The organism is Bacillus sp. BS98 (genome assembly GCF_008432245.1).
Lineage (GTDB): Bacteria > Bacillota > Bacilli > Bacillales > Bacillaceae_G > Bacillus_A > Bacillus_A toyonensis.
Map to the genome: position 1 here is coordinate 2,498,676 of NZ_CP043830.1, position 22,229 is coordinate 2,520,904.

Consider the following 22,229-nt stretch of genomic DNA (forward strand, 5'->3'; position numbering starts at 1 on the left):
AAATAAAAAGGAGTGGTCTTACATGACTAAACAATTATCTTTCTTACCAAAAATTGATAGAGCAGCAACGCAAGAGAAATTAGAAGGTGTTCTTGAAAGTGTGCGTATATATAGACAGTTCGGAATGATTCGTAAAGAAATGAAAGTCATTCCTTCTTATGAAATGAGAGAACACGGTCCAACTTATACAGTAGGGAAGCCTTTAGAGGATGTAGCAATCGCTAATTTACAACAAAGTGAGCATGAAGAGTGGTTGGAGTTAATGTCATTCCGTATTAATCAGTTTTTAAGTCGCTTAGGTAATAGTTATGCAGGAAAGATTCAGAGAGACATTATAAATAAGCGTTATTTAGACGAAGAAGCCGTATGTGATTATATGGTTTATAACGAAATTGGAATGGCTGAACGTACATATCGCCGTTGGAAGTCCAGGGCATTTTATAATTTAGCTTTTGCTCTTAGATTAGAAGTTTATGAAACTGAAGGAACTGGAGGGAATGAATAATGAACTTCGTTCAACCAATACGTGATCCAGAAGAAATACAGCAACTAAAAGAGTATTTTAAGGAAAAGAGCTTACGTAATTACATCCTCTTCATTATAGGTATTAATACTGGCCTGAGAATCTCTGATATTTTGAAACTGAGGGTAGGAGATGTCAAAGGTAGTCATATATCTATGAGAGAAAAGAAAACAGGGAAACAGAAACGAATACAAATTACTGCAGCACTGAAAAGAGAACTTAAATGGTTTATTGAGGTAAGGAAAGATAATGAGTACCTATTGCAAAGTAGACAAGGTAGGAATCGTCCAATTGGTCGTAGTATAGCATATAAGATATTAAGCGGAGCAGCGGCGGAGTTTGGATTAGATGAAATAGGAACACATACGTTGAGAAAAACCTACGGGTATCACATGTACATGCAAACGAAAAACATAGCATTGCTCATGGAGATATTTAATCACTCGTCAGAGAAGGTCACGTTACGTTATATAGGTGTAAATCAAGATGCAATGGATAAGGCAATGACTAGGGTTAAAATTTAATCATTGGTTTTTCTTTTGCGCTAGTTTAAAACCTTAGTCTAATTGCGATTGGATTACCATATCAAAAAAATGAATGTTACGTTAAGACACATTTTAGACAGAAAATCATTAGTTCTCTGAAGGACTACCATTATCAATCTTGTTTTATTGGATAATCTTGAGAAAATATTTATCTGGATAAAAAATTAACATTTTTTCAATTTCCTGTAATTATAATTAAAGGTATTCTGTTAGTGTTATACAAATGTATCTTTCAATCTATTCCATGTATGAATCTAGTCTGGCTATCAACAGAATATTCCACACACAATTGAAAAAGGGGGAAAGTTTATGCAAAGAATTTTAAAATTCCTGATCATGTCCGTTTTTTCTTTGATTTGTGTTTTGTATGTTCAAACGAACGCTTTTGCCGCACCAGCATACGAGGGAGTTGTCAAAATGAAGCAGCCGTCAGGCGAAACTTTTGAAGGCTCGTTACATGGAGATGAATGGTTCCACTGGGTAAGTACAAAGGATGGCGACATACTTTTACAAGATCAGAAGGGATATTGGAATTACGCTGAGCTTACATCAGATGAACTGAAATCAACGGGTACAAAATATAAAATCGATAAGAAGCCTTCAATGGCGGTAAATGAGGATAATTTGAATAAGTGGATAAAAAAATACAACCCTCAAGCAAAGAAAAAACAGGAGCACATGAATAAGTTACAAAAAGAATCACCAAAAAATATTGATGGAACTGTCACTCCAGTTGTAGGAACCAAAAAATTACTTGTTTTGTTAATTGGGTTTACAGATGTTGATATTGCATATAACGATAACGACTGGAGTAACAAATTCTTTTCTACAAATCAAAAGTCAGTTAAGAATTACTATAATGAAGTAAGTAACGGAAAAGTACAGATAACTCCAGCTCCTGAAACATATGGTACTCAAAATGATGGAGTAGTTAAAGTGAAATTAGATTACGCTCATCCGAGTACATCGGGAAAAAGTATGGGTACGGTTATAACAGATGCACTGGCTAAAGCTGATTCTCAAGTGAATTTTGCTAGTCTTGATACTAATAATGATCAAGTCATTGACTCTAAAGATGGCTTCTACATTGTAAGTTTTCTTGCTGGTAATGAACAGGCTGCTCCTGGTGCCCCACTTCCTTATATTTGGGCACATCAGTCGTATGCTCCCAATACAAATCACGATGGTGTTACTGTATCAGGCATGTATACGGCGCAGGGTGAAAAACAATATGGTCATATGGCAACGATTGGTATCCCTGCGCACGAGTTAGGTCATTCCTTTGGTCTTCCAGATCTATATGGTGATAATAATCGTGTGGGTAGCCTAAGTATAATGGGTAATGGATCTTGGAATAATCTTCAAGGAGAAGATTATGGAGCTACACCCGGTCATATGGATGCTTGGTCAAAAGTAAAATTAGGATTTGTAACACCAAATGTAGTAAATACCACTAATAACTTTACTCTAAATGCGATTCCAAATAACTATAATGTGTTAAAGATTCCTTTAAAGGATAATACGTATTTTTTAGTTGAGAATCGCGCAAAGGTTGGGTATGATGCGAGCTTACCAACAAATTCTGGTGGTATTGCGGTTTGGCATATTGATGAATCCATGAATAATAATTCCAGTGATCCTCATCCCTTCATTGATATAGAGCAATCAGTCAGTGAATACCAAGACCCGTTCTATTACACGAATCAAAATCATGCTGCTTCCTTTGGTCCAGACACCAATCCGAATAGTAATACCTATACGGGAGAAAAATCAGGAGTAACGATTACAACTACAAGTACAAGTAATTCTGCTATGAATGTAGCAGTCACAACAAAAGAAGCTAGTTTAATTCCGCAAACAAACTGGACACTAAAATATGTAGATAGCTATAATTGGTACAATTTAGGTACGTATGCCTTTGATGGAAACAAAGACACATTTTGGCATACAAACTGGAGCCCCGTAGCTCCAATGCCGCACGAGATTCAAATTGATTTAGGTGCAACTTATAACCTCTCCAAATTCAGCTACTTGCCAAGGCAAGACGGCCAAATTAACGGAACGATTAAGGACTATGAGTTTTACGTCAGTAGTGATGGAGTAAACTGGGGAACAGCGGTATCCATAGGTGCTTTTGCAAACAATACTAACTTGAAAGAGGTCAGCTTTGCAAACAAGACAGGTCGTTATATTAAACTACGTGCATTAAGCGAGGTAAACAACAATCCATGGACAAGTGCCGCTGAAATTAATGTATTTGGAGTGGTTCAATAATATATTTGTGAGGTTATCTAATTAAATCATTGATACGCTAGTTCAAAAGGTTATCATCTGCTGAGAGTTCGCTCAGCATTTGATAATCTTTTTGTTCTATACTAGCCAATATGCAAAAGAAAAATATGGATTGATAAAATTCATATTTTTAGCTTGATAGCAATGTGGTGGTACTCCTTACAGTTACTCATAAATTTTGTACTATGTAACTCAAAAAAGAAAGGATTATAAATTTAATGATACCAAGGGATTCAGCGAAGGGGGCAGTTACACACAATATAAGATATGGGTAAGTCAGTTGAAGTGTTATAATAAGATTTATTGATATAAAATATTTAAAGAGGAGGATGGTCATGGGATATACTCGTGAGCAGTGGGAAGAGCGAAGTAGTCATAGAACAGATCTAAGTGCTTTTTTAGTTCATTTAACAAAAGGTATATATGATGAAAACGGAGGGCAATTAAAAACAGCAAGTCAGGTTCTTGGTGAAATATTGACTTCTAAGAAGTTATTGGGAAGTACAACGCAGTCGGGGTATATAATTGGAGATAATAAAGCAGTATGTTTTCAGGACATGCCGTTACATAGTGTATGTCAAAATATATTGTTCGAACAGGAGCGAACAAAGGACGGGTCTCAAATGAGGTACACTGCAGTCGGTATAGCTTTTCCGAAGGCTTATGTGTATGCCAAAGGTGGCAGACCTGTAATGTATGAAAAAAAAGAAATTGCTAAGAATCTTCTTCCAAGAGATGAATGGTGGCGGATAGTAAATTTAAATTTAGACGATAAAGAGAATTTTATTGATTGGACACATGAAAGAGAATGGAGGGTAAAAGGAGACTTCCAATTTGACCTTAAATCGGCAGTTGTTCTTTTTGGTAGTCCACCTGGATATAGAGGTTTTGTAGAAAATACAAATTCAACAATTTTAAAGGAATTAGGTGGAATAAATATGATGGCTCGTGGTGGCGGTAAAAATGGTTTGATTTCATCATTATGTCATTTCTTTATTAGTCCACTACACGGGATAGAACGCTACAATGTTTCAATTGTGGTTAACAACGAGAAGCAAGCTAAAGTTTCTTTTCGTGAAGTCTATGATGCTATTAAAGGAAAAGAAATACTAGAAGATATGTTTTATCGAACTAAGGTAGAGATACTGAGTAACGATACTCAAAGCATTATGCAATATCATACATCTAATGCTGGTTCTAAGGATGGACTTCGTGACGGTTGTGTTATTTACGATGAAATACATCGATATGAAAACTTTGATGTAGTAAATGTATTCTCTAGTGGACTTGGAAAAGTGCCAAATGCTAGAGAATTTTTTATTGGTACAGATGGTTTTGTTCGCGATGGGTTCTTAGACAAGACGAAAGAGCGAGCGATGAATATTCTAAAAGGCAAAGATTTAGAAGACCCATTGTTTCCCTTCATCTGCAAGATCGATAATCCAGAAGAAATTGATAATCCTGATGTGTGGGAAAAAGCAAATCCTATGTTCAGCGAGCCGAGAAGTTCTTACGCTAAACAATTATTTAAAAAGGTATTAACTCAATATAAACAATTAGAAAATAATCCTTCAAACCGTGAAGAATTTATAACAAAACGGATGAATTATCGCGAAACAGACCTAACAAAGTCTGTAGCTTCATGGGAAGAGATAATGCGTACTGGTTTTGAAGAAGATGGAGAAACGCGTTCGTTCATTATGCGGTTGACTGGAATGAAATAATCCAAATCGCAGATACAAAGTCCATTGCTTATGGTGGAGGTACTGCTGCTAATAAACGATTTGTACATGTAGAGTTATGCGAAACAGTGGACTATACAAAATTCAAACGCAGCTATGATAAATATGTTAAGTTACTAGCTAAAATCTTACGTGACCGTAGATTATCTGTAGAAAAAGGATTATGGACTCACTATGATGTAACGAAATACCTTGGTGGGGATCAGTGGATTAAGAACGATCCATCTTATGTGAAGTTTAATAAGAAAAGTACAGCTGATTCATCTATTGTAGGGAAGCGTGTGGTTTCTAAGGTTAATAATCTACGTTTCTATGATGTTCCATCTTGGCAGGTTTCGTAGATGCAGGTGAGGGATATACAATTGAAGGAAAGGTAAATATGGACGGTTCACTACAATTTAAGGTGCACCATTGTATAGGGAAAACATATTATATTACGATTAATGAAGTTTATGTGTATGTAAGATAACTGTATTACTACAATATAGTACAATCATAGGAGGTAGTTATGTGTTTGATAAAAATGAAATACAAAAGATAAATGGGATACTTCAAGCAAATGCATTAAATCCAAATGTAATTGGCCCTACACTTCCCCCAATCCCACCATTTACTTTACCAACCGGTCCAACAGGAGACACAGGCCCAACGGGAGGAACGGGTCCAACAGGAGGGACAGGTCCAACGGGAGGAACGGGTCCAACAGGAGGGACAGGCCCAACGGGAGGAACCGGTCCAACAGGAGGGACAGGCCCAACGGGAGGAACGGGTCCAACAGGAGACACAGGCCCGACAGGAGCAACTGAAGGTTGTCTTTGTGATTGCTGTGTTTTACCTATGCAAAGCGTTTTACAACAACTTATTGGAGAAACTGTTATTCTTGGCACTATTGCAGACACACCCAACACGCCCCCACTTTTCTTTCTATTTACTATCACTTCCGTGAATGATTTTTTAGTTACAGTTACAGATGGCACTACAACCTTTGTGGTCAATATTTCTGATGTAACAGGAGTAGGTTTTTTACCACCAGGACCACCTATAACATTACTTCCACCTACCGATGTAGGATGCGAGTGTGAATGTCGTGAACGACCAATTAGACAGTTACTGGATGCGTTTATTGGATCTACAGTGAGTCTTTTAGCAAGTAATGGTGCTATTGCAGCGGATTTTAACGTGGAACAAACGGGACTTGGTATAGTACTAGGGACATTACCTATAAATCCAACTACAACTGTTAGGTTTGCTATTTCAACTTGTAAAATTACAGCTGTGAATATAACTCCTGCTACGATATAGTGGATTTCTTTCAGAAGTATCTGTTCCTAATAGATTAAAAAGCAGAGTAGACAATCTACGTTTCTATAATGCTCCATCTTAGCAGGATAAAGATGGAGCTGGTTCTGTAGATACAGGATTGGGATTTATAATTGATGCAAAAGTGAGTGTCAATGGTTCGCCACAGTATAAAGTACATAACAGTAAAGGAAAAACATACTATACTACTACAAATGAAGCCTATGTATTTACTCATCTAACACAATGTATCTTCATGATTAATTAGCTGTGTCCTCTTGCTCTTTCTAAATCCTCTATCTGTAAATTCTCCACAACTATATTATTGGCGTACAATAATTAGGTAAATGTGTCTAAATGGTTTTCTAAGCGTACAAAATTCCCAAATTGATATGGTAAGTTTATGAAAATAATAGTGAAAAATAATATATATGTCTAATACACTATCGAGTTTTATCCATATTATCTTATTAAGAATTACAAAAGGAGGTGGAAAAAGAATGGACGAGCATATACAACCTCAACTTTCACCGCCATGGATCACATATTTTAATGAACTTAGAAATTCAGTAGGAGCTGATCCAACTGTAACAGTAGGTCCGCTAATACCGACTGATGGAAATTTTATTATTTTAGTACAAACTACGGATTTTGAAAAAGCGATTACATTAGCTACACTTCTTAAACCTACAGTGCAATTTGGCAATGTAACTATTATTGTTAGTGTTATTGGGGATGGGATTGTAAATCCAATTCCTTATCCTTTAGACGCTTTTGAACTTGTACAAGTTGTTGTACAGCCGCAGTTCTCGGGTGGAGCGAATGTTGTTTTTCCAGTTTTTTCTGCAGAAGTAATACAGTTTTTTAATGATGATATATCTAATCTGTGTCAAACTTTCACAGAAGTCGCTGCAAAAGTTTTTCGTGATGTAATGAATGATGCAATATGCGGTATACCGATTTTATACTCGACAAGTTGTAGTACAAGTACTGAAACTACATAATTTATTGGTGAAAAAACTGATCAAAATAAAGAAATACAACCAAAATTGTTTTATTAATTTAAAAGAGGCATTTCCAATTTTAGGAGATGTCTTCTTTCATTTGTAAAACGAATACATGTCCTAAGAAATTTACTTCATTTATAAAAATTCTTATATATGATTAATGGAATAATTATAAAAAGTGCTAACAAGTTTGCAAACGAACTTACTAACACATATAAGAAATAGATAAAAAATATCGCTGATATGTCACCTTCAAATATAGACTTAATCATATAGAAAACACTAATACTGAATACTCATAAAATCATTCGTGATATGAAAGATAGATAATGTATTCAAGGAATTTTGATACCCGATATATCTAGAAGTCCATAATAAGTTTTTGAGAGTGTACGTACTAAAAAATATAGGCTGGTTAATAAAATTTTATTAAAATGCTGAAACTTCGATAGTCGCGGTTGTTATTAAAGTGATTGGGATAGTAAAGGTAATTGTATTTGTTGCTCCACCAGAAATAGTAAGTACGCCAGTGTCAATTACCCTATCGGTAAGAATTAATGTTGGTAGATCCGTATTACCGGTAGGTCCAATTGAACCTGGATTTAATGCGGTGGTATTGGTTTTAACTCGACTTCAAATAATTCACTTTCAAGTTCATTAAGTGCAAACATTGATACAGGGTATGGAGATGTATTAGACAAAATTTGTGATGAAATAGGTTCTCCTAATGATGAGAAAAATGTAACAAACACTTGTGAAAGTGGAGGGACCATAATGATAATACGATCAGTTTTTTGTAACGTATGAACCAACTCCAAAATTATATAGTTTATAAGAATTCAAAACTATATTCGATAAATATGAAGATATTTTTATTAAGGTTTTTCCATTAGTGAATTGAGAAAATTAATACATTCTATCTTTCTATGAGTGGGGGGTATACAATAGCGTATGCTTGTCCAATTTATATGTGAGAAGCTAACTAAAATTTTACTGGTTTCAGGATTTATATGAGTGATTATAGCATTATTAGTCATACTAATAAGGGTAAGACCGCATGTCCATCAACTTAATTTTTAAGTAGGTCAATTTTGAACAATAAGAAATTCTATTAGTTACAAATGGCTAGTTTAATTCTGTAGGACAAGGTGAAATGTCTAATTCGAAAAATTGAGCGCTGACTAATTCACAATACGGTTGTTCGTTATAAAACACTGTATTTTCGAAGAAGTATTTGTCTAAACGTGGTAAATCACCATTTTTAGGCTTAATAAAGTGAGACGTAATTGGATAAAGAATAGAGGAATTGCTAGTAAGTATAGGCAATACTTTTTTTATATTTGTTTTTTGTAAAATTATTGTAAAATATAAATACAGTATATAAATATATAGTATATAATGTGTACGTAATATGTTTGAGATGTTAGGGGTGATGTATATGATAATTACGTGTAACTTTTAAAAGTGTTTCTTTAATAATGTATTATTCTAATAAATAGTTTTAAATTCTTCTTTTAGATAGTTAGTTTTAAATTGATTAGATTAAGTAATTGTTATTTCTCATTTTTTGATAATCAAGACAAATGAAGAGAGGAAGTACTCAATACATGGAAAAATTACGGTTATTAACATTTAAAAATATAGTAGAGCCACTTTTAAAGGAACATGTCTCATTTATATATTTTCCTATTGAATGGCTAGACATTGTAGAGATACATTATAAGACATTTTTATTAACTAGTAAGTTAAAGCGTTTAAATGAAAGATTGTATGATATGTTTTCTGATATATTGTTTATTCAGCATAATCCGTATGTATTAAATGAAAATACGCCATGGATTGTGTCAAAAGAACCAATTAGGCAAGAACAACTTGATTATATATTTCAAAGTTGGTATGAGGTCATTCATGATTGGAAACCGAATCAATTAATGGAACCGCCAAAATATGAATGGCATGACGATTTGATTTCGAATGTAACAGTATTACATGATAGTGAAACGTTTTCTAAATGGGTACCCGCATTAATTTCACATGTTTTTTGTGTACAACCTATACGAATTGAGAATAAAAATGAAGAAATCTATTTTTCTCCACTTCGATCACAAAATATTTGTGAGGCAATGTCAGAGCCGATTAAAGATGAAAAAACACAAGACTTTTTCGCCTATGTATACCGATTTGAATGTATAACTCGTGGTGGTGAGAATATTCCATTATTAAAGGTTACAGTAGGTATTCGGAGATTCTACCAAGAATATAACCATCCCGATATCCCTTTACTTTTGCGACGAAAACGAGGCATGATATTGATTTCTACTTCAGAATTTGCATCAGATAATAAAAAAATGCGGTTTGTAAAGTTAAAAGTACAACAAGCTACAAACGGTATGAAATGGATTAAGTTATTTAGAACATTAAAAGATGATTTTCAAATAGGTGGAGAAATTGAATTAGACCATATTGTCCAATATCCGAAAGATTATATTGTCGGAACAAATAGAAGAGTATTACTTCCGTATAATGAGAGAATATATAAAGTGCAAGGTACTAAAAAAAAGCTAGGTATAAAAGTAAAGGAGAAAGGATATCTATTTAAAGAATTTCAGCGGAAATTCTCTCATTTCACATTACTGCCAGAATGCAAAAGGGTAGCAACAAATAATGAAAATGAATTATTTCCTTTATTTGCACCAAAAGGATTAGAGACCATAACATTAGAAATTTGGTCCGAAAATATAGTATTGGAAATAGAACAAGCATTATTTGATAGTGAAATAGTTTTAGCTAAAATAGGAGAAACATCTTATGTAGTAAATGCAGATTCACCAGTATTATTAAAGATTGTAAGATTTAATATGGAAAAAGTGTTACAAAATCCATATAAAATGCAGTATTGCCAAAAATATAAAACAAATCTTGTAGATGATGTTGTAAAAGCAGTTCATGCTACGGCAGGTAAGCGAAGTGATACGACGTTAGCATTAATTGCAATGAAGAAGTGTGATGGAAGAGAGAAGATTGATCCGAAACAAATTATTCGTGAAGGGTTTGCACGAACAAAACGTATTTCAACATTTATTAATTTATTTATAGGTCAAAGTGTATCTCGTGAAACAATTGTAACTAGTATTTTTAATTTATTAGAACAAAAAGGATTTTTGAAAGGCAATTGGAATAAGAGGAATTTACCTTGTACATATGTCAATTTATCAGTTGAACGAATCTCGAAGTTTGATTTCTTACCTATTATTTCAAAAATAAAAGGTAAAGAAATATCATATAAATTATATGGGGATACGGATTCGGAGTGGCAACCGATCGACTATATGTTATTACAAATAAATAAACATAATGTATTTTTACCACAACCATCAAAAAGAAATGATGTGGGTGCCCGTTTTAAGGAATTTGTATCTGAAACATTAATGGGAATGTTACAACATGCGCAAAAGGAAAATGAACAAGTTTATTTCATTGTAGATGCGAATTTGAGAAAATATTGGATTAAAGAGTTGCAAAATGAAAAAATTAATATAGATATTGCACCTGAGATTATTCCAGATATATTAAAGGTTCCGAATTTAAACGTTATAAGAATAAATACTGCTTTTGATGTACCAAGCTTTGTTGTAATAGATCGTGAAAATGATATGGATAGAACTGGATTATATGCGGATCAAACAGGGATGTATTATAGCACTGGTGAATATCGATTAAATTGTAGTGACACAATTCAACAATATATACTTGAAATTCTACCATTAGGTGTAAAACATGTAGAAAGGGAATATATCGCTAAAATGATACATTTCATGTGTTGTAATTCAAGTATACTTCCGGAAAAAAATGTGCATATGCCATATTCTATGCATATGGCTAAAGTAATAAAGAGTTATGCCACTGATATAGATGCAAGAGAGTTTAAAGAATTCGATGATGAATTAGATGTTGATGTAATAAAGAGAGAAAAGAAAGATTCAATAGTGCTAATTTAAATAATAGTAAATAAATCCTGTTCGTTATACTGATCAGGATTTGTCATTTGTTCATGTAAATATAGCTATCCTTTGTCATGTATCTTTTCTATTTTGTATTTACTTTATAAACATTCAGGATTAAGATGTTTTTTAGAAATACAAAAACTGAATCACATGGAAAATTAATTTTAAAACTTAATAGAAATTTGAAAGGAATGGGGAATTGTGAAGAAATTAGATGTATTATTAATGCTACTGAGCGGCCTCTTTCCAATTGCAGGAATGTTAAAGCAAATCCCTCTTGAACAATCTTTATATATTGGAGGACTTTTATTTTTTACTAGTTTCGGTAGTTACTTTGCAAAAAAGATATATTCACGTATTTGTAGCTGGATAGCATATGCACCATTTATAACACTACTGTTAGTTATTTGGAATCAGGATATTTCAACAAGTGCTATAATAGCAAATGCCAAAATTGCCGCCTGTATCGCTTTAATACCTTGTATATTTCGCTTTCGTACATACGGGCTTACTTTAGGTTTATTCTCATTATGGGCCGCTTTATTATGGGATATAAAAGAAGTACAGTCGTTAGTCATACTTGAGCGTATGACGAGTTTAGTGACAAGCAATTACGTATATCTTCTACTCTTAGCTGGAGGACTTATATTAGGTGGATTACTTGCGACGTTTATACACCGTAAAGAGAAGGATGATAATAAAGAAAATATAAATCTATTTCAACAAAAAAAGAAACGCAAAAAACTATCATTTAAGATGCCACTTCCAAGATTACCGAAATTTAAGATGAAATTATTTAAGTTTGGTGGAAAAGGTTCTAAACGTAAAACGCCAGAAAAAATACGTAAGCATAATTACGAAGAATCAGCTCCAGCTGCAACATATGAAATGTCGGAGCAAATAGATCAATATAAAGAAGATACTGTTCAAGGACAAACGAGGATGGAACGTCGTAGAAATAGGTATAATGCATAATAAATTTCAGTAAACCTTTAATGATTTATCGTTAAATTGATAAATTATTAAAGGTTTTTTATGTAATTAAATATAGATTGCCAATGAGAATTTCATAGCATATTCTAAAGTTGAGGACTTAAATAAAATAATGGGAGGACAAAATGCTTATTATTGCATATATTTCTGTCTGTATATTATTTTCAGTTAGTTTTTTACATATTTATTGGGCTTTCGGGGGTAAGTGGGCGACAAATAGTGTCATTCCAACTAAAGCTGGAGAAAAGGCGTTTACACCAGGTACAGGAATGACATTGTGCATTGCGTTATTATTAAGTATGGCAGCAATGATTTTATTACAACAAGCAAATATTGTTCATTTCGCAGTTCCAAATATTTTTGTTCAAATGGGATCCTGGGTTTGTATGGTTGTTTTTTTCATAAGAGTAATTGGTGAGTTTCATTATTTTGGTATCTTTAAACGAAAAAAAGGTACGCAGTTTGCTAGAATGGATACTGTTTTATATATACCACTTTGTGCATTTTTATCATTATCCTTTTTATTATCAATTATAAAGTGAACTTAGGAAAGATAATCATGTAATGTATTTAGTAAATAAAGATGCGGATATTAAATAAGAGGTTTCTGTGCAATCAGAAACCTCTTATTTTTTGTGATTGTAAACATCGGTTATTAGGGAGCTTATTTATTTAATTAAGATAATAGAATGTTTATATTTGAAAGAAATGAATTGGGATTTAGTTATTACTTCTATGAATGATGCATTTTCTTCATTTTTTTGGTCCCTAAAATACAACTAATAATTGCGAGTAATGCATTTGAAGAAATAAAGTTTACGGTCCAATAAATTCCTGTTCCAGCGATTATATCGATAATTATAAATCGTTTAATTGCCGAACTTTTGACTACATGAAAAACAAATTGATTGTTATTGTTATCCAATGTTATCACATCCCTTATCTAATATATGACAAGGCATGCTTGTTCTAGTCTCGATGATAGATAATACACAAAAGAGTAATTAGCAGAAGCATATAAAGTAGTTATATATAAAGGATAACTTATTGGAAGTTAAATTCTTAAATTCAGTGAAAAAAATAAAAATCATAATTTATCCTGCGTTATTGATGGAATATTATGTTTTACTTAAGAGGTTATGCGGAAAGTTTGAAGAAGAATTCTTTCATTAAAAGTACGATTCCCAGCAGAAACAAGACTTCAATTGAGAACCAAAACATACTTTTTTGAGGTTTTTTAAACTCCATAATAATTGATGAAAATAAAAAAATTGCAATCAGTATGATGATTAAGAGTCGGATTATATCAACCATTCATAACACTCCTATTATTTAATCAATACTATTATATAATCTTTTCCAAAGATATAGAATGCTAGAAACATTTTATTATAATTTCAATAAATAGAACAGACGGTGTATAGTATCTGTTTTTCTGCAAATTATTTCAAACGTGTAGTGGAAAGTAATAAAAGTGATAAATCCACGTTTTAATAAAAGGATGTAAGCGTATTCTTAGCGAATTATAGATAATTAAGAGAGGCGGTGACACTATGAAATATGTAAAAGTTAGCATGAATGGTGGAAGTGAGCACAAGTTCTCAATGACTTTAGAACGATTTGAAGAGCTTATTACTACAGAGAATGGATTATTAGAAAATAAATTAGTTTGTATTGAAAATGTAATGATTAACCCAACTAATATATCTTCCGTAGTTGAAAAAATTGGTGTACCTACTAAATTTATGGAAGTTTAAAGGTAATTAGATAAAAAACATCCATGGGGATGTTTTTTGTTTATAAATAAAGTAATTGTACAATGAATATATGAGCAGATTTTAATAGTAATCATGTAGGCTATCAAGAATGAATGGATATAGAAAGGTCTTTTCTACTACATACTCAGAAAAAACCTCTAATCACATTAGAGCATCCAATAGCAGGGTGCTCTTATTTTTTATGAAAAATGTAGCTTCATAAAGGTTTCGTTTCAATTATAGTTTTCATTAACTTTTGATTTTAAACTTATCTTTAACGTTAATAAATATTATGGTTAATATAATAGCAATAATTAAATTAGACAAATAGAAATTTTGGTGAATCAGTAGTTCGAAGATGACATCGAATGTATACAATAAAGCGACAGCAGGTAATATACAAATAAATATAAATCTCCAATTTTTTAAATAATGTTTATAATTAGTAAGTACTTTCTCCATTCATATTGCTCCTGTATTTTTTATTTTCTATATAATTATACATTTAAATAAAAAGATTTACAAAGTATTTAAAAAATATTTAGCAACTAATGTGATTTTGGGAGATAGATAAGGAGAAAGCAAAAAACATTATAGATCTATAGATTGAGAGAAATATAGAGAAAGCTTTTGTTAAAAACTTAGATGGTTGCAGCAATATGTGTAATAAACGATTTGGCTTTAAAAAGACTTTTAAACATCTAGACTAAAATGATACACTATAATCTACGTTATTTTAGAAATGAATAGAGGGATTTATATGATAGATAAAATTAAAAATGTTGTTGAGGATATGTATGAAGATGAAGCAAAACATTTACTTCAAAGTATTCTCATACAGTTAGATGTATTAGACGGTAATTATAGCGAAGATATGCTAAAAAATTTAACGAATATCCCTAAGCAATTGACGAGTCATACAACTCAGGAAAAGAATTTAGAAGAAAGTACACACATTCATATTGCCTTTGATGATTCAACAGCTGGATGTTTAAAATATATGTTGAAACAAGAAGGATTACACGAGGAGAATGTTGTTTCATACTCTGAATTCTTTTCAATTGGTCCCATACATCAATTACATACGAATGAAGGTCAATTAGAAAGGTCACAGTGGTTATTAAATAACTTAACTTCTTATGATTGTTATTTTGAAGAAGAGTATTTACCAAGATTTAAGGAGACTTTAGAAGAGCTACATTCAATTCCGAATGAAACACCGATTACCATTTGGAAGGCGGATAATGCCCATGAGCATGTAGGACTTTGTTTTGCAATTGCTCAATTAAAAGATAAGAAAAATATTCGTGTTATAAATACTTCTGAAGCGAGTAGAGAAATATTAAAACAAGATTATGATATTCGTGGAACTGGAGAATTATCTCCTGAAATTTTAGCTCTTTTTCTAAAACGTTTTGTGGAATTTCCGTATTTAACTGAAGAGAAGCGAATGAAGTTTGCACATGAGTGGGACATATTATCGCAAAGCATGGAGTTTTTAAGAGTTTGGAAAGACGATGAAGTGCATTCTGTACAAGAAGGTTATTTTGATCAATTCATTATTGAGTGTGCAAAAAATGTAGGAGCAGATAAAGAATTTCATAAAGCTCCGAGAGTAATAGGTGAAGCACTTGGTCTTGCAGATCAATTGGTTGGGGATACGTTTTTGGAATATCGCTTGAAAGAATTAATTAAGCAAGAAGTATTTGAATATGAAGGTTCATTAGATCAAATGCGTTTTTATAGTGTGAAGTTAAAAAAATAATAAATATATCCAGTGTATGAAAAAGTTCGTATTTTTAAAATGCGAACTTTTTTCAATTGAATTTAGGCTATACATAAGCTTCCTATAGTTAACGAATTACATATGAATGTTAAAGGAAATGAAAAGAAGGTGATTTGTTAATATGTATAATCAACAAAACTATCCATATGATCAAGGGATGTATTATAATCCACAAAACTACGGTTATGAATCTACAAATGAAGTGAGAGATATTGAACAAGAAGATTACAGACCAGATGATGCGGAAGATGCTCCAACGTCACCACCACCGTCACAAGCTCCGTCGTTACCGTCCACATTTGCTTCTCCTGCACAAGCAGGTAATATGAAATCATGGATGTGTAACTGTCTAGGAAGATGGGGCTATTTACGTTTACATCGATCTGGGCCTTTCGGAAGAGATTTATGGTTCTTTCCAACTGAGGTAAGAAGAAACGGGGTTTCAGGTTATACTTGGCAAGGTGGTCGCCGTCGTAAAGTAAGTTACCGATATCAACAAATTAGTAACTTTATGTGCTTCGCATAAAGAAAAGTGAGCGAGTAGAATACTTTTACTCGTTCACTTTTTTATTTTTCAATATACGAAGTAAGATTTTAATTAAAAATTTACAATTTTCACGTTTTTATTAGAGTATAATGCATATGTTGGTTGATTTTCAAAAACAAGTGAGAGTGAGGGAATGCAATGTCAATGAAAAACAAAGTGGGCCTAAGAATAGAGGATGGCATTAATTTAGCTTCAGCTCAGTTTAAAGAAGATGCGTATGAAATTTATAAAGAATCGAGAAAAGTGCAGCCTATATTATTTGTAAATCAAATTGAAATCGGTAAAGAATGGCTCATTACAAGATATGAAGATGCTTTGCCGCTTTTAAAAGATAATCGCTTAAAAAAAGATCAGGCAAATGTGTTTCCTCAAGATACAAAGAACATGTATCTTTCCGTTGACAATAGTGATCATTTAACAACGCACATGTTAAATTCGGACCCACCTAACCATAGTCGTTTACGATCTTTAGTTCAAAAAGCTTTTACACCGAAGATGATTTCACAGTTAGACGGAAGAATTCAGAGAATAGCGGATGATTTAATAAGTGAAATAGAGCGAAAAGGTACATTAAATCTTGTGGATGATTATTCATTCCCATTACCGATTATTGTAATAAGTGAGATGCTTGGAATTCCAAAAGAGGATCAAGCGAAATTTAGAATTTGGTCTCATGCTGTCATTGCATCGCCAGAAACACCTGAAGAAATAAAAGAAACCGAAAAACAACTATCTGAGTTTATTACATATCTTCAATATATAGTTGATGTAAAACGAAAAAATCCAAAAGAAGATTTGGTTAGTGCGTTAATACTTGCAGAAAATGAAGGGCAGAAACTTAGTGCTCGAGAGCTATATTCAATGATCATGTTATTAATTGTAGCCGGACACGAGACAACAGTGAATTTAATAACAAATACGGTATTAGCACTTCTTGAAAATCCGAAGCAATTACAGTTATTAAAAGATAATCCGAAATTAATTGATTCAGCTATTGAGGAAGGATTGCGTTATTATTCTCCAGTTGAGGTGACAACTGCAAGATGGGCGGCTGAGCCGTTTCAAATTCATGACCAAACAATCCAAAAAGGAGATATGGTTATTATCGCATTAGCTTCCGCAAACCGTGATGAAACAGTATTTGAAAACCCAGAAGTATTTGATATTATGCGTGAGAATAACCGTCACATTGCTTTCGGACATGGTAGTCATTTCTGTTTAGGAGCTCCACTTGCTAGGTTAGAAGCAAAGATTGCTATTACTACTCTGTTTAAAAGAATGCCTGAACTACAAATAAAGGGCGATCGTGAAGATATTAAATGGCAAGGAAATTATTTAATGCGTTCTTTAGAGGAATTGCCTTTGACTTTCTAGAATAGTTAAAATGAGACATGCATACATTGAAAATGTTTTACATAGAGTATGTATGTGTAATTTAAATTCGAAACGGAAGGGTGAAACTATCCCAATGATCAACTAATTCTATTTTTAAGAGATCTTCGTTAAAAAACGAAATATTCTTCTGAATAGGATTAGTATGTACATATATAGAAAAGGGATGTGTTTCGCACTGCGAAAAATATAGTCTTTTCATATGATTTGTGCTGCCTCCTGTTCAGAACATGAAATAGGAGGCTTTTTTATGTCGACGACTATAGAACCGAAACAAAATCATGGGGTATCACAAGTATTGAAAAATCGATTTGTACAGGGAATTCTTGCATCAGCATTATTTTTACAAATAGGAATATGGGTTCGAAACTTTGCGGTATTATTGTATGTTATGGAAATGACGAAAGGTGATGCTTTCGCTATATCAATGATTTCAGTTGCTGAATTCGCCCCGATTTTTATATTCTCATTCATTGGTGGAACTTTTGCTGATAGGTGGAAGCCGAAGAGGACAATGATATGGTGTGAAACGTTAAGTTCTATTTCAGTATTCGCTATATTAATTACACTTATGTTTGGAACGTGGAAAATTGTGTTTTTTGTGACGCTAATCTCTGCAATCCTTTCGCAGTTTTCTCAACCATCTGGAATGAAGTTGTTTAAACAACACTTATCGACGGAACAAATTCAATTAGCAATGTCGATATATCAAACGATTTTTGCGATATTTATGGTGTTAGGACCAATTCTCGGAACATTTATTTTTCATAGTTTTGGAATTTATATTTCAATCATTATAACAGGTATCGCGTTTTTACTTGCTGCAGGTGTATTGTTATTTCTTCCAAAAGATCTTGAAAACGAAGCAGAAAAGAAAGACATCACGCTGTTGCAGGAAATGAAGGATGGTATTAAATACGTCAAAAAGAAAAAAGCATTAACTTTACTTGGATTATGTTTTATGACAGCAGGACTAGGAATAGGCTTAATTCAGCCACTAGGCATATTTATTGTAACTGAGCAGTTAGGGTTATCAAAAGAGAGTTTACAATGGTTACTAACAGTAAATGGCGCAGGGATGATTGTTGGCGGAGCTTTAGCGATGGTATTCGCAAAAAACGTTGCGCCGCAAAAAATGTTAATCGTAGGTATGCTTGGTCAGGCTATTGGAATTGGTATAATTGGTTACTCCACAAATTTATGGGTGACACTTACGGCACAACTTTTTAGTGGGTTAGCTCTACCGTGTATTCAAATAGGTATTAATACACTTATTATACAAAATAGCGATACGGATTTTATTGGTAGAGTAAATGGCATTTTAAGTCCACTGTTCACCGGTTCAATGGTAGTAACGATGAGTATTGCTGGTTCATTAAAGGAGATGTTTTCGTTAAGTATGATGTACGAGGGGACGGCTCTACTATTTGTTATTGGATTATTGTTTATTTTACCTATATACAATTTAAAGCCAGTAATAGCAGTAGAAAGTGAAATGAATGGTAAAGGAAGTGCTGTGCAACATGAATCCTAATCCAAACGTTAAATACCCAATTGAAGGAAATCAAAACGTTCATTTTATAAAAAATACAATAACGAAATCTAATATACTTGTTGGTGACTATTCTTATTATGATGCGAAACATGGGGAAACATTAGAAGATCGAGTATTATATCATTATGAATTTATCGGAGATCGTCTCTTCATTGGCAAGTTTTGCTGTATTGCATCTGGAGTTACCTTTATTATGAACGGAGCGAATCATCGAATGGATGGATTTTCAGCTTATCCGTTTAATATTTTTGGGAATGGATGGGAGAAGTTTACACCAGATTTGTCTGATTTACCGTATAAAGGAGATACAGTTATAGGAAATGACGTTTGGATTGGTATGGATACAACGATTATGCCCGGAATTAAAATAGGAGATGGTGCAATCATTGCAGCGAAATCTGTTGTGACTAAAGATGTCGCACCATATACAATTGTTGGTGGAAACCCTGCAAATAAAATAAAAGAGAGATTTTCAAATGAAATAATAGAAGAATTATTGCAAATTCAATGGTGGCATTTTGACATTGAAAAGATAACTGAAAATATCGATGCTATTGTACGAGGGCATATAGAAACATTAAGAAAGCTAAAAAGGTAATAAAAAATAGATGACAAAGAGTATCATACCTCCGAATTTTGTTAATGATAATAGAACAAGGAGGTGTGATACTATGGCACAAGACGTTTTATGTGAAGTAAACAATTGTAAATTTTGGGCTAACGGTAATAAATGTAGTGCAGATGCAATTTATGTAGTTAGTCATAAAGGGAAACAAGCATCTACAACGGAAGAAACAGATTGCAAAACTTTCGATCCAGAATTGTAAATTTTTGAAGGGTAGCCAAATCGTGGTTGCCCTTTTATTAATACTAGTATTGATAATAAATCTCATTTTCATTCATTATTTTTAACTTTTTCTGTTATTTTTTTATATTTTCTTCATAAGTGATGTAATCCAACGTAGTTCATGCTCAATACGTGATTTAGTAAATTCAACAACTTCTGTAATAAAAGGTGAGACAACGTCACGGGATTGGATGGCTGTAAGTTGTTTTTGAAGAACGTTTTGGCGCGTAGTTAAAATTTTTATTCTAGCCTCGTAATCAAGTTTGTCGAAAAGCGCGATACGTACAAGGACCTCAGTGTTGTTTGTCGCAATTTTTTCGGGGAATTCTCTTAACATTTCATAAAAAATTTCTTCTCCTCTTTCTGTTATATTGTACATATTTCGGTTTGGTTTTCCGACTTGTTTCTGTACATTTTTCATTATGGCTCCCATGTTTTCAAAACGCCGAAGAGTAGGGTAAAGCATGTTATGATTTAATTCAAAATTATTGCCTAACCGATTTTGAATATTTTTCTTTATTTCATAGCCATGTTTTGGCCCTGTTGTTAATTCTGCAAGTAATAAAATATCAACATACATAAAAAAGCCTCCTCATATATTTCTCAAGTTTTCATTTGAAAAGTTTTGCTATGTATATGTTAAAATAACATATGTTAGTTTATACAACTTTGAATTACCTACCTATCACTTTTATTGTAAAAGAAAAGGGAGGAAAGAACTATGGATTCACCTGAAAATGTTATTTTAGTTCATGAAATTTCAAAGCTAAAAACAAAAGAAGAGCTGTGGAACCCGTATGGATGGTATCAATTTATGAGGGATAATCACCAAGTACATTATGATGAAGAGCAAGATGTTTGGAATGTTTTTTTATATGAGGACGTGAATCGTGTTTTATCAGACTATCGCTTATTTTCAAGTAGAAGGGAGCGGAGACAATTCGCAATCCCTCCTTTAGAAACTAGAATAAATATAAACTCTACAGATCCGCCAGAACACCGTAACGTACGTTCAATTGTTTCTAAAGCATTTACTCCAAGAAGTTTAGAACAGTGGAAACCTCGTATACAAGCTATTGCAGACGAACTTGTAAAAAATATAAAAAAGTATGATGAAGTTAATATTGTTAATCAATTTGCTGCACCTTTACCTGTTACCGTTATATCAGACCTATTGGGAGTACCTACTACAGACCGTAAACAAATTAAAGAATGGTCTGATATTTTATTTATGCCGTATAGTAAAGAAAAGTTTAATGATCTGGATGCCGAGAAAGGGATCGCATTAAATGAATTTAAAGCATATCTTTTACCGATCGTTCAAGAAAAAAGATATCATTTAACCGATGATATTATTTCAGATTTAATACGAGCTGAATATGAAGGTGAAAGATTAACCGATGAAGAAATTGTAACTTTTTCATTAGGTTTATTAGCAGCTGGTAATGAAACGACTACAAATTTAATTATTAATAGTTTTTATTGCTTTTTAGTGGATTCACCTGGAATTTATCAAGAATTAAGAGAAGAACCTAAATTAGTTGCAAAAGCGATTGAGGAAGTATTACGCTATCGCTTTCCTGTTACATTAGCTCGGAGGATTACAGAGGATACAAACATATTTGGTCCTTTAATGAAAAAGGATCAAATGATTGTTGCATGGGTTAGTGCAGCAAATTTAGATGAGAACAAATTCTCACATGCTTCTAAGTATAATTTACACCGCATAGGAAATGAAAAACATTTAACCTTTGGTAAAGGTCCGCACTTTTGCTTAGGGGCACCGCTTGCACGTTTAGAAGCGGAGATTGCATTAAGTACCTTTATAAATGCTTTCGAAAAAATAGAGTTATCTCCATCTTTTAATTTAGAAAGATGTATATTGAAAAATGAGCAAACTTTAAAATATTTACCTATTCGCTTAAAAACTCAATAAAACG

19 protein-coding genes and 3 pseudogenes are annotated in these 22,229 nt (G+C 32.8%); 19 read left to right on the forward strand and 3 right to left on the reverse strand.

Features of this window, described 5'->3' with window-relative positions:
- Positions 1-22 precede the first annotated feature (22 nt).
- The 11 genes and pseudogenes from F0362_RS12905 to F0362_RS12965 all read left to right on the forward strand — a co-directional run bounded on the left by F0362_RS12905 (position 23) and on the right by F0362_RS12965 (position 12,947).
- A complete protein-coding gene (locus F0362_RS12905) occupies positions 23-505 on the forward strand; it encodes an ArpU family phage packaging/lysis transcriptional regulator (protein ID WP_000166148.1) in 483 nt (160 codons plus the stop codon).
- On the forward strand, positions 505-1,047 hold the full coding sequence (locus F0362_RS12910) for a site-specific integrase (protein ID WP_149889804.1): 543 nt from the start codon (positions 505-507) through the stop codon (positions 1,045-1,047). The genes F0362_RS12905 and F0362_RS12910 overlap by 1 nt, the downstream gene beginning before the upstream one ends.
- Positions 1,048-1,377: 330 nt before the next feature.
- Positions 1,378-3,342 (forward strand): M6 family metalloprotease domain-containing protein, encoded by a 1,965-nt coding sequence (locus tag F0362_RS12915; RefSeq protein WP_001188942.1) that lies wholly within the window; start codon positions 1,378-1,380, stop codon positions 3,340-3,342.
- Between the two features lie 956 nt (positions 3,343-4,298).
- A pseudogene (locus F0362_RS12920) lies at positions 4,299-5,048 on the forward strand (terminase large subunit); the annotation flags it as partial.
- Positions 5,039-5,571: pseudogene (locus tag F0362_RS12925) on the forward strand (N-acetylmuramoyl-L-alanine amidase); the annotation flags it as partial. The pseudogenes F0362_RS12920 and F0362_RS12925, both read left to right, overlap by 10 nt.
- Positions 5,572-5,612: 41 nt before the next feature.
- On the forward strand, positions 5,613-6,404 hold the full coding sequence (locus F0362_RS12930) for an exosporium leader peptide-containing protein (RefSeq protein WP_149889805.1): 792 nt from the start codon (positions 5,613-5,615) through the stop codon (positions 6,402-6,404).
- Positions 6,405-6,435: 31 nt separating this feature from the next.
- A pseudogene (locus F0362_RS31245) lies at positions 6,436-6,669 on the forward strand (hypothetical protein); the annotation flags it as partial.
- Between the two features lie 232 nt (positions 6,670-6,901).
- Positions 6,902-7,405: a hypothetical protein gene (locus tag F0362_RS12940; protein ID WP_000343310.1), complete on the forward strand. Its 504-nt coding sequence runs from the start codon at positions 6,902-6,904 to the stop codon at positions 7,403-7,405.
- A gap of 1,610 nt (positions 7,406-9,015) precedes the next feature.
- Entirely contained in the window at positions 9,016-11,406 is a 2,391-nt protein-coding gene (locus F0362_RS12955; RefSeq protein WP_000413657.1) for an RNaseH domain-containing protein, read from the forward strand.
- Positions 11,407-11,613: 207 nt separating this feature from the next.
- The gene (locus tag F0362_RS12960; RefSeq protein ID WP_149889806.1) at positions 11,614-12,387 is read left to right on the forward strand and encodes a DUF3959 family protein; all 774 of its coding nucleotides are present in this window, start codon (positions 11,614-11,616) and stop codon (positions 12,385-12,387) included.
- A 143-nt stretch (positions 12,388-12,530) separates the two neighbouring features.
- Positions 12,531-12,947: a DUF3995 domain-containing protein gene (locus F0362_RS12965; protein ID WP_000905313.1), complete on the forward strand. Its 417-nt coding sequence runs from the start codon at positions 12,531-12,533 to the stop codon at positions 12,945-12,947.
- A gap of 191 nt (positions 12,948-13,138) precedes the next feature.
- On the opposite strand, the gene F0362_RS12970 is transcribed toward F0362_RS12965, so the two are convergent.
- Positions 13,139-13,330: a hypothetical protein gene (locus F0362_RS12970; RefSeq protein WP_000369809.1), complete on the reverse strand. Its 192-nt coding sequence runs from the start codon at positions 13,328-13,330 to the stop codon at positions 13,139-13,141.
- A 628-nt stretch (positions 13,331-13,958) separates the two neighbouring features.
- On the opposite strand from F0362_RS12970, the gene F0362_RS12975 reads away from it, so the two are divergent.
- On the forward strand, positions 13,959-14,162 hold the full coding sequence (locus F0362_RS12975) for a hypothetical protein (RefSeq protein ID WP_149889807.1): 204 nt from the start codon (positions 13,959-13,961) through the stop codon (positions 14,160-14,162).
- 249 nt (positions 14,163-14,411) lie between these two features.
- On the opposite strand, the gene F0362_RS12980 is transcribed toward F0362_RS12975, so the two are convergent.
- A complete protein-coding gene (locus tag F0362_RS12980) occupies positions 14,412-14,624 on the reverse strand; it encodes a hypothetical protein (RefSeq protein ID WP_000416832.1) in 213 nt (70 codons plus the stop codon).
- A gap of 298 nt (positions 14,625-14,922) precedes the next feature.
- Here F0362_RS12980 and F0362_RS12985 point away from each other — a divergent pair, with 298 nt between their 5' ends.
- The 6 genes from F0362_RS12985 (at position 14,923) to F0362_RS13010 (ending at position 20,269) form a co-directional block, all read left to right on the forward strand.
- Entirely contained in the window at positions 14,923-15,927 is a 1,005-nt protein-coding gene (locus F0362_RS12985; protein WP_000565713.1) for a DUF1835 domain-containing protein, read from the forward strand.
- A gap of 142 nt (positions 15,928-16,069) precedes the next feature.
- Positions 16,070-16,474, forward strand: coding sequence for a hypothetical protein (locus F0362_RS12990; RefSeq protein ID WP_000282699.1), 405 nt, complete (start codon positions 16,070-16,072; stop codon positions 16,472-16,474).
- A gap of 159 nt (positions 16,475-16,633) precedes the next feature.
- The gene (locus F0362_RS12995) at positions 16,634-17,869 is read left to right on the forward strand and encodes a cytochrome P450 family protein (protein WP_000062110.1); all 1,236 of its coding nucleotides are present in this window, start codon (positions 16,634-16,636) and stop codon (positions 17,867-17,869) included.
- Positions 17,870-18,137: 268 nt separating this feature from the next.
- Positions 18,138-19,421 carry an MFS transporter gene (locus F0362_RS13000; protein ID WP_149889808.1) on the forward strand — a complete coding sequence of 428 codons (1,284 nt, stop codon included), beginning with the start codon at positions 18,138-18,140 and terminating at the stop codon, positions 19,419-19,421.
- Positions 19,411-20,040 carry a Vat family streptogramin A O-acetyltransferase gene (locus F0362_RS13005; RefSeq protein ID WP_001069238.1) on the forward strand — a complete coding sequence of 210 codons (630 nt, stop codon included), beginning with the start codon at positions 19,411-19,413 and terminating at the stop codon, positions 20,038-20,040. Before F0362_RS13000 ends, F0362_RS13005 begins: the two co-directional genes overlap by 11 nt.
- Positions 20,041-20,113: 73 nt before the next feature.
- Positions 20,114-20,269 carry a DUF1540 domain-containing protein gene (locus F0362_RS13010; RefSeq protein WP_000046090.1) on the forward strand — a complete coding sequence of 52 codons (156 nt, stop codon included), beginning with the start codon at positions 20,114-20,116 and terminating at the stop codon, positions 20,267-20,269.
- Positions 20,270-20,371: 102 nt separating this feature from the next.
- On the opposite strand, the gene F0362_RS13015 is transcribed toward F0362_RS13010, so the two are convergent.
- Positions 20,372-20,869, reverse strand: a complete 498-nt coding sequence (locus F0362_RS13015) for a PadR family transcriptional regulator (RefSeq protein WP_000289114.1) — start codon at positions 20,867-20,869, stop codon at positions 20,372-20,374.
- Between the two features lie 141 nt (positions 20,870-21,010).
- Here F0362_RS13015 and F0362_RS13020 point away from each other — a divergent pair, with 141 nt between their 5' ends.
- On the forward strand, positions 21,011-22,225 hold the full coding sequence (locus F0362_RS13020; RefSeq protein WP_000378115.1) for a cytochrome P450: 1,215 nt from the start codon (positions 21,011-21,013) through the stop codon (positions 22,223-22,225).
- The last annotated feature ends 4 nt before the right edge of the window (positions 22,226-22,229 follow it).

Coding starts and splice junctions, on each gene's coding strand:
- F0362_RS12905 (WP_000166148.1), top strand. CDS start 23: ATGACTAAACAATTATCTTTCTTACCAAAAATTGATAGAGCAGCAACG.
- F0362_RS12910 (WP_149889804.1), top strand. CDS start 505: ATGAACTTCGTTCAACCAATACGTGATCCAGAAGAAATACAGCAACTA.
- F0362_RS12915 (WP_001188942.1), top strand. CDS start 1,378: ATGCAAAGAATTTTAAAATTCCTGATCATGTCCGTTTTTTCTTTGATT.
- F0362_RS12940 (WP_000343310.1), top strand. CDS start 6,902: ATGGACGAGCATATACAACCTCAACTTTCACCGCCATGGATCACATAT.
- F0362_RS12955 (WP_000413657.1), top strand. CDS start 9,016: ATGGAAAAATTACGGTTATTAACATTTAAAAATATAGTAGAGCCACTT.
- F0362_RS12965 (WP_000905313.1), top strand. CDS start 12,531: ATGCTTATTATTGCATATATTTCTGTCTGTATATTATTTTCAGTTAGT.
- F0362_RS12975 (WP_149889807.1), top strand. CDS start 13,959: ATGAAATATGTAAAAGTTAGCATGAATGGTGGAAGTGAGCACAAGTTC.
- F0362_RS12980 (WP_000416832.1), bottom strand. CDS start 14,624: ATGGAGAAAGTACTTACTAATTATAAACATTATTTAAAAAATTGGAGA.
- F0362_RS12985 (WP_000565713.1), top strand. CDS start 14,923: ATGATAGATAAAATTAAAAATGTTGTTGAGGATATGTATGAAGATGAA.
- F0362_RS12990 (WP_000282699.1), top strand. CDS start 16,070: ATGTATAATCAACAAAACTATCCATATGATCAAGGGATGTATTATAAT.
- F0362_RS12995 (WP_000062110.1), top strand. CDS start 16,634: ATGTCAATGAAAAACAAAGTGGGCCTAAGAATAGAGGATGGCATTAAT.
- F0362_RS13000 (WP_149889808.1), top strand. CDS start 18,138: ATGTCGACGACTATAGAACCGAAACAAAATCATGGGGTATCACAAGTA.
- F0362_RS13005 (WP_001069238.1), top strand. CDS start 19,411: ATGAATCCTAATCCAAACGTTAAATACCCAATTGAAGGAAATCAAAAC.
- F0362_RS13010 (WP_000046090.1), top strand. CDS start 20,114: ATGGCACAAGACGTTTTATGTGAAGTAAACAATTGTAAATTTTGGGCT.
- F0362_RS13015 (WP_000289114.1), bottom strand. CDS start 20,869: ATGTATGTTGATATTTTATTACTTGCAGAATTAACAACAGGGCCAAAA.
- F0362_RS13020 (WP_000378115.1), top strand. CDS start 21,011: ATGGATTCACCTGAAAATGTTATTTTAGTTCATGAAATTTCAAAGCTA.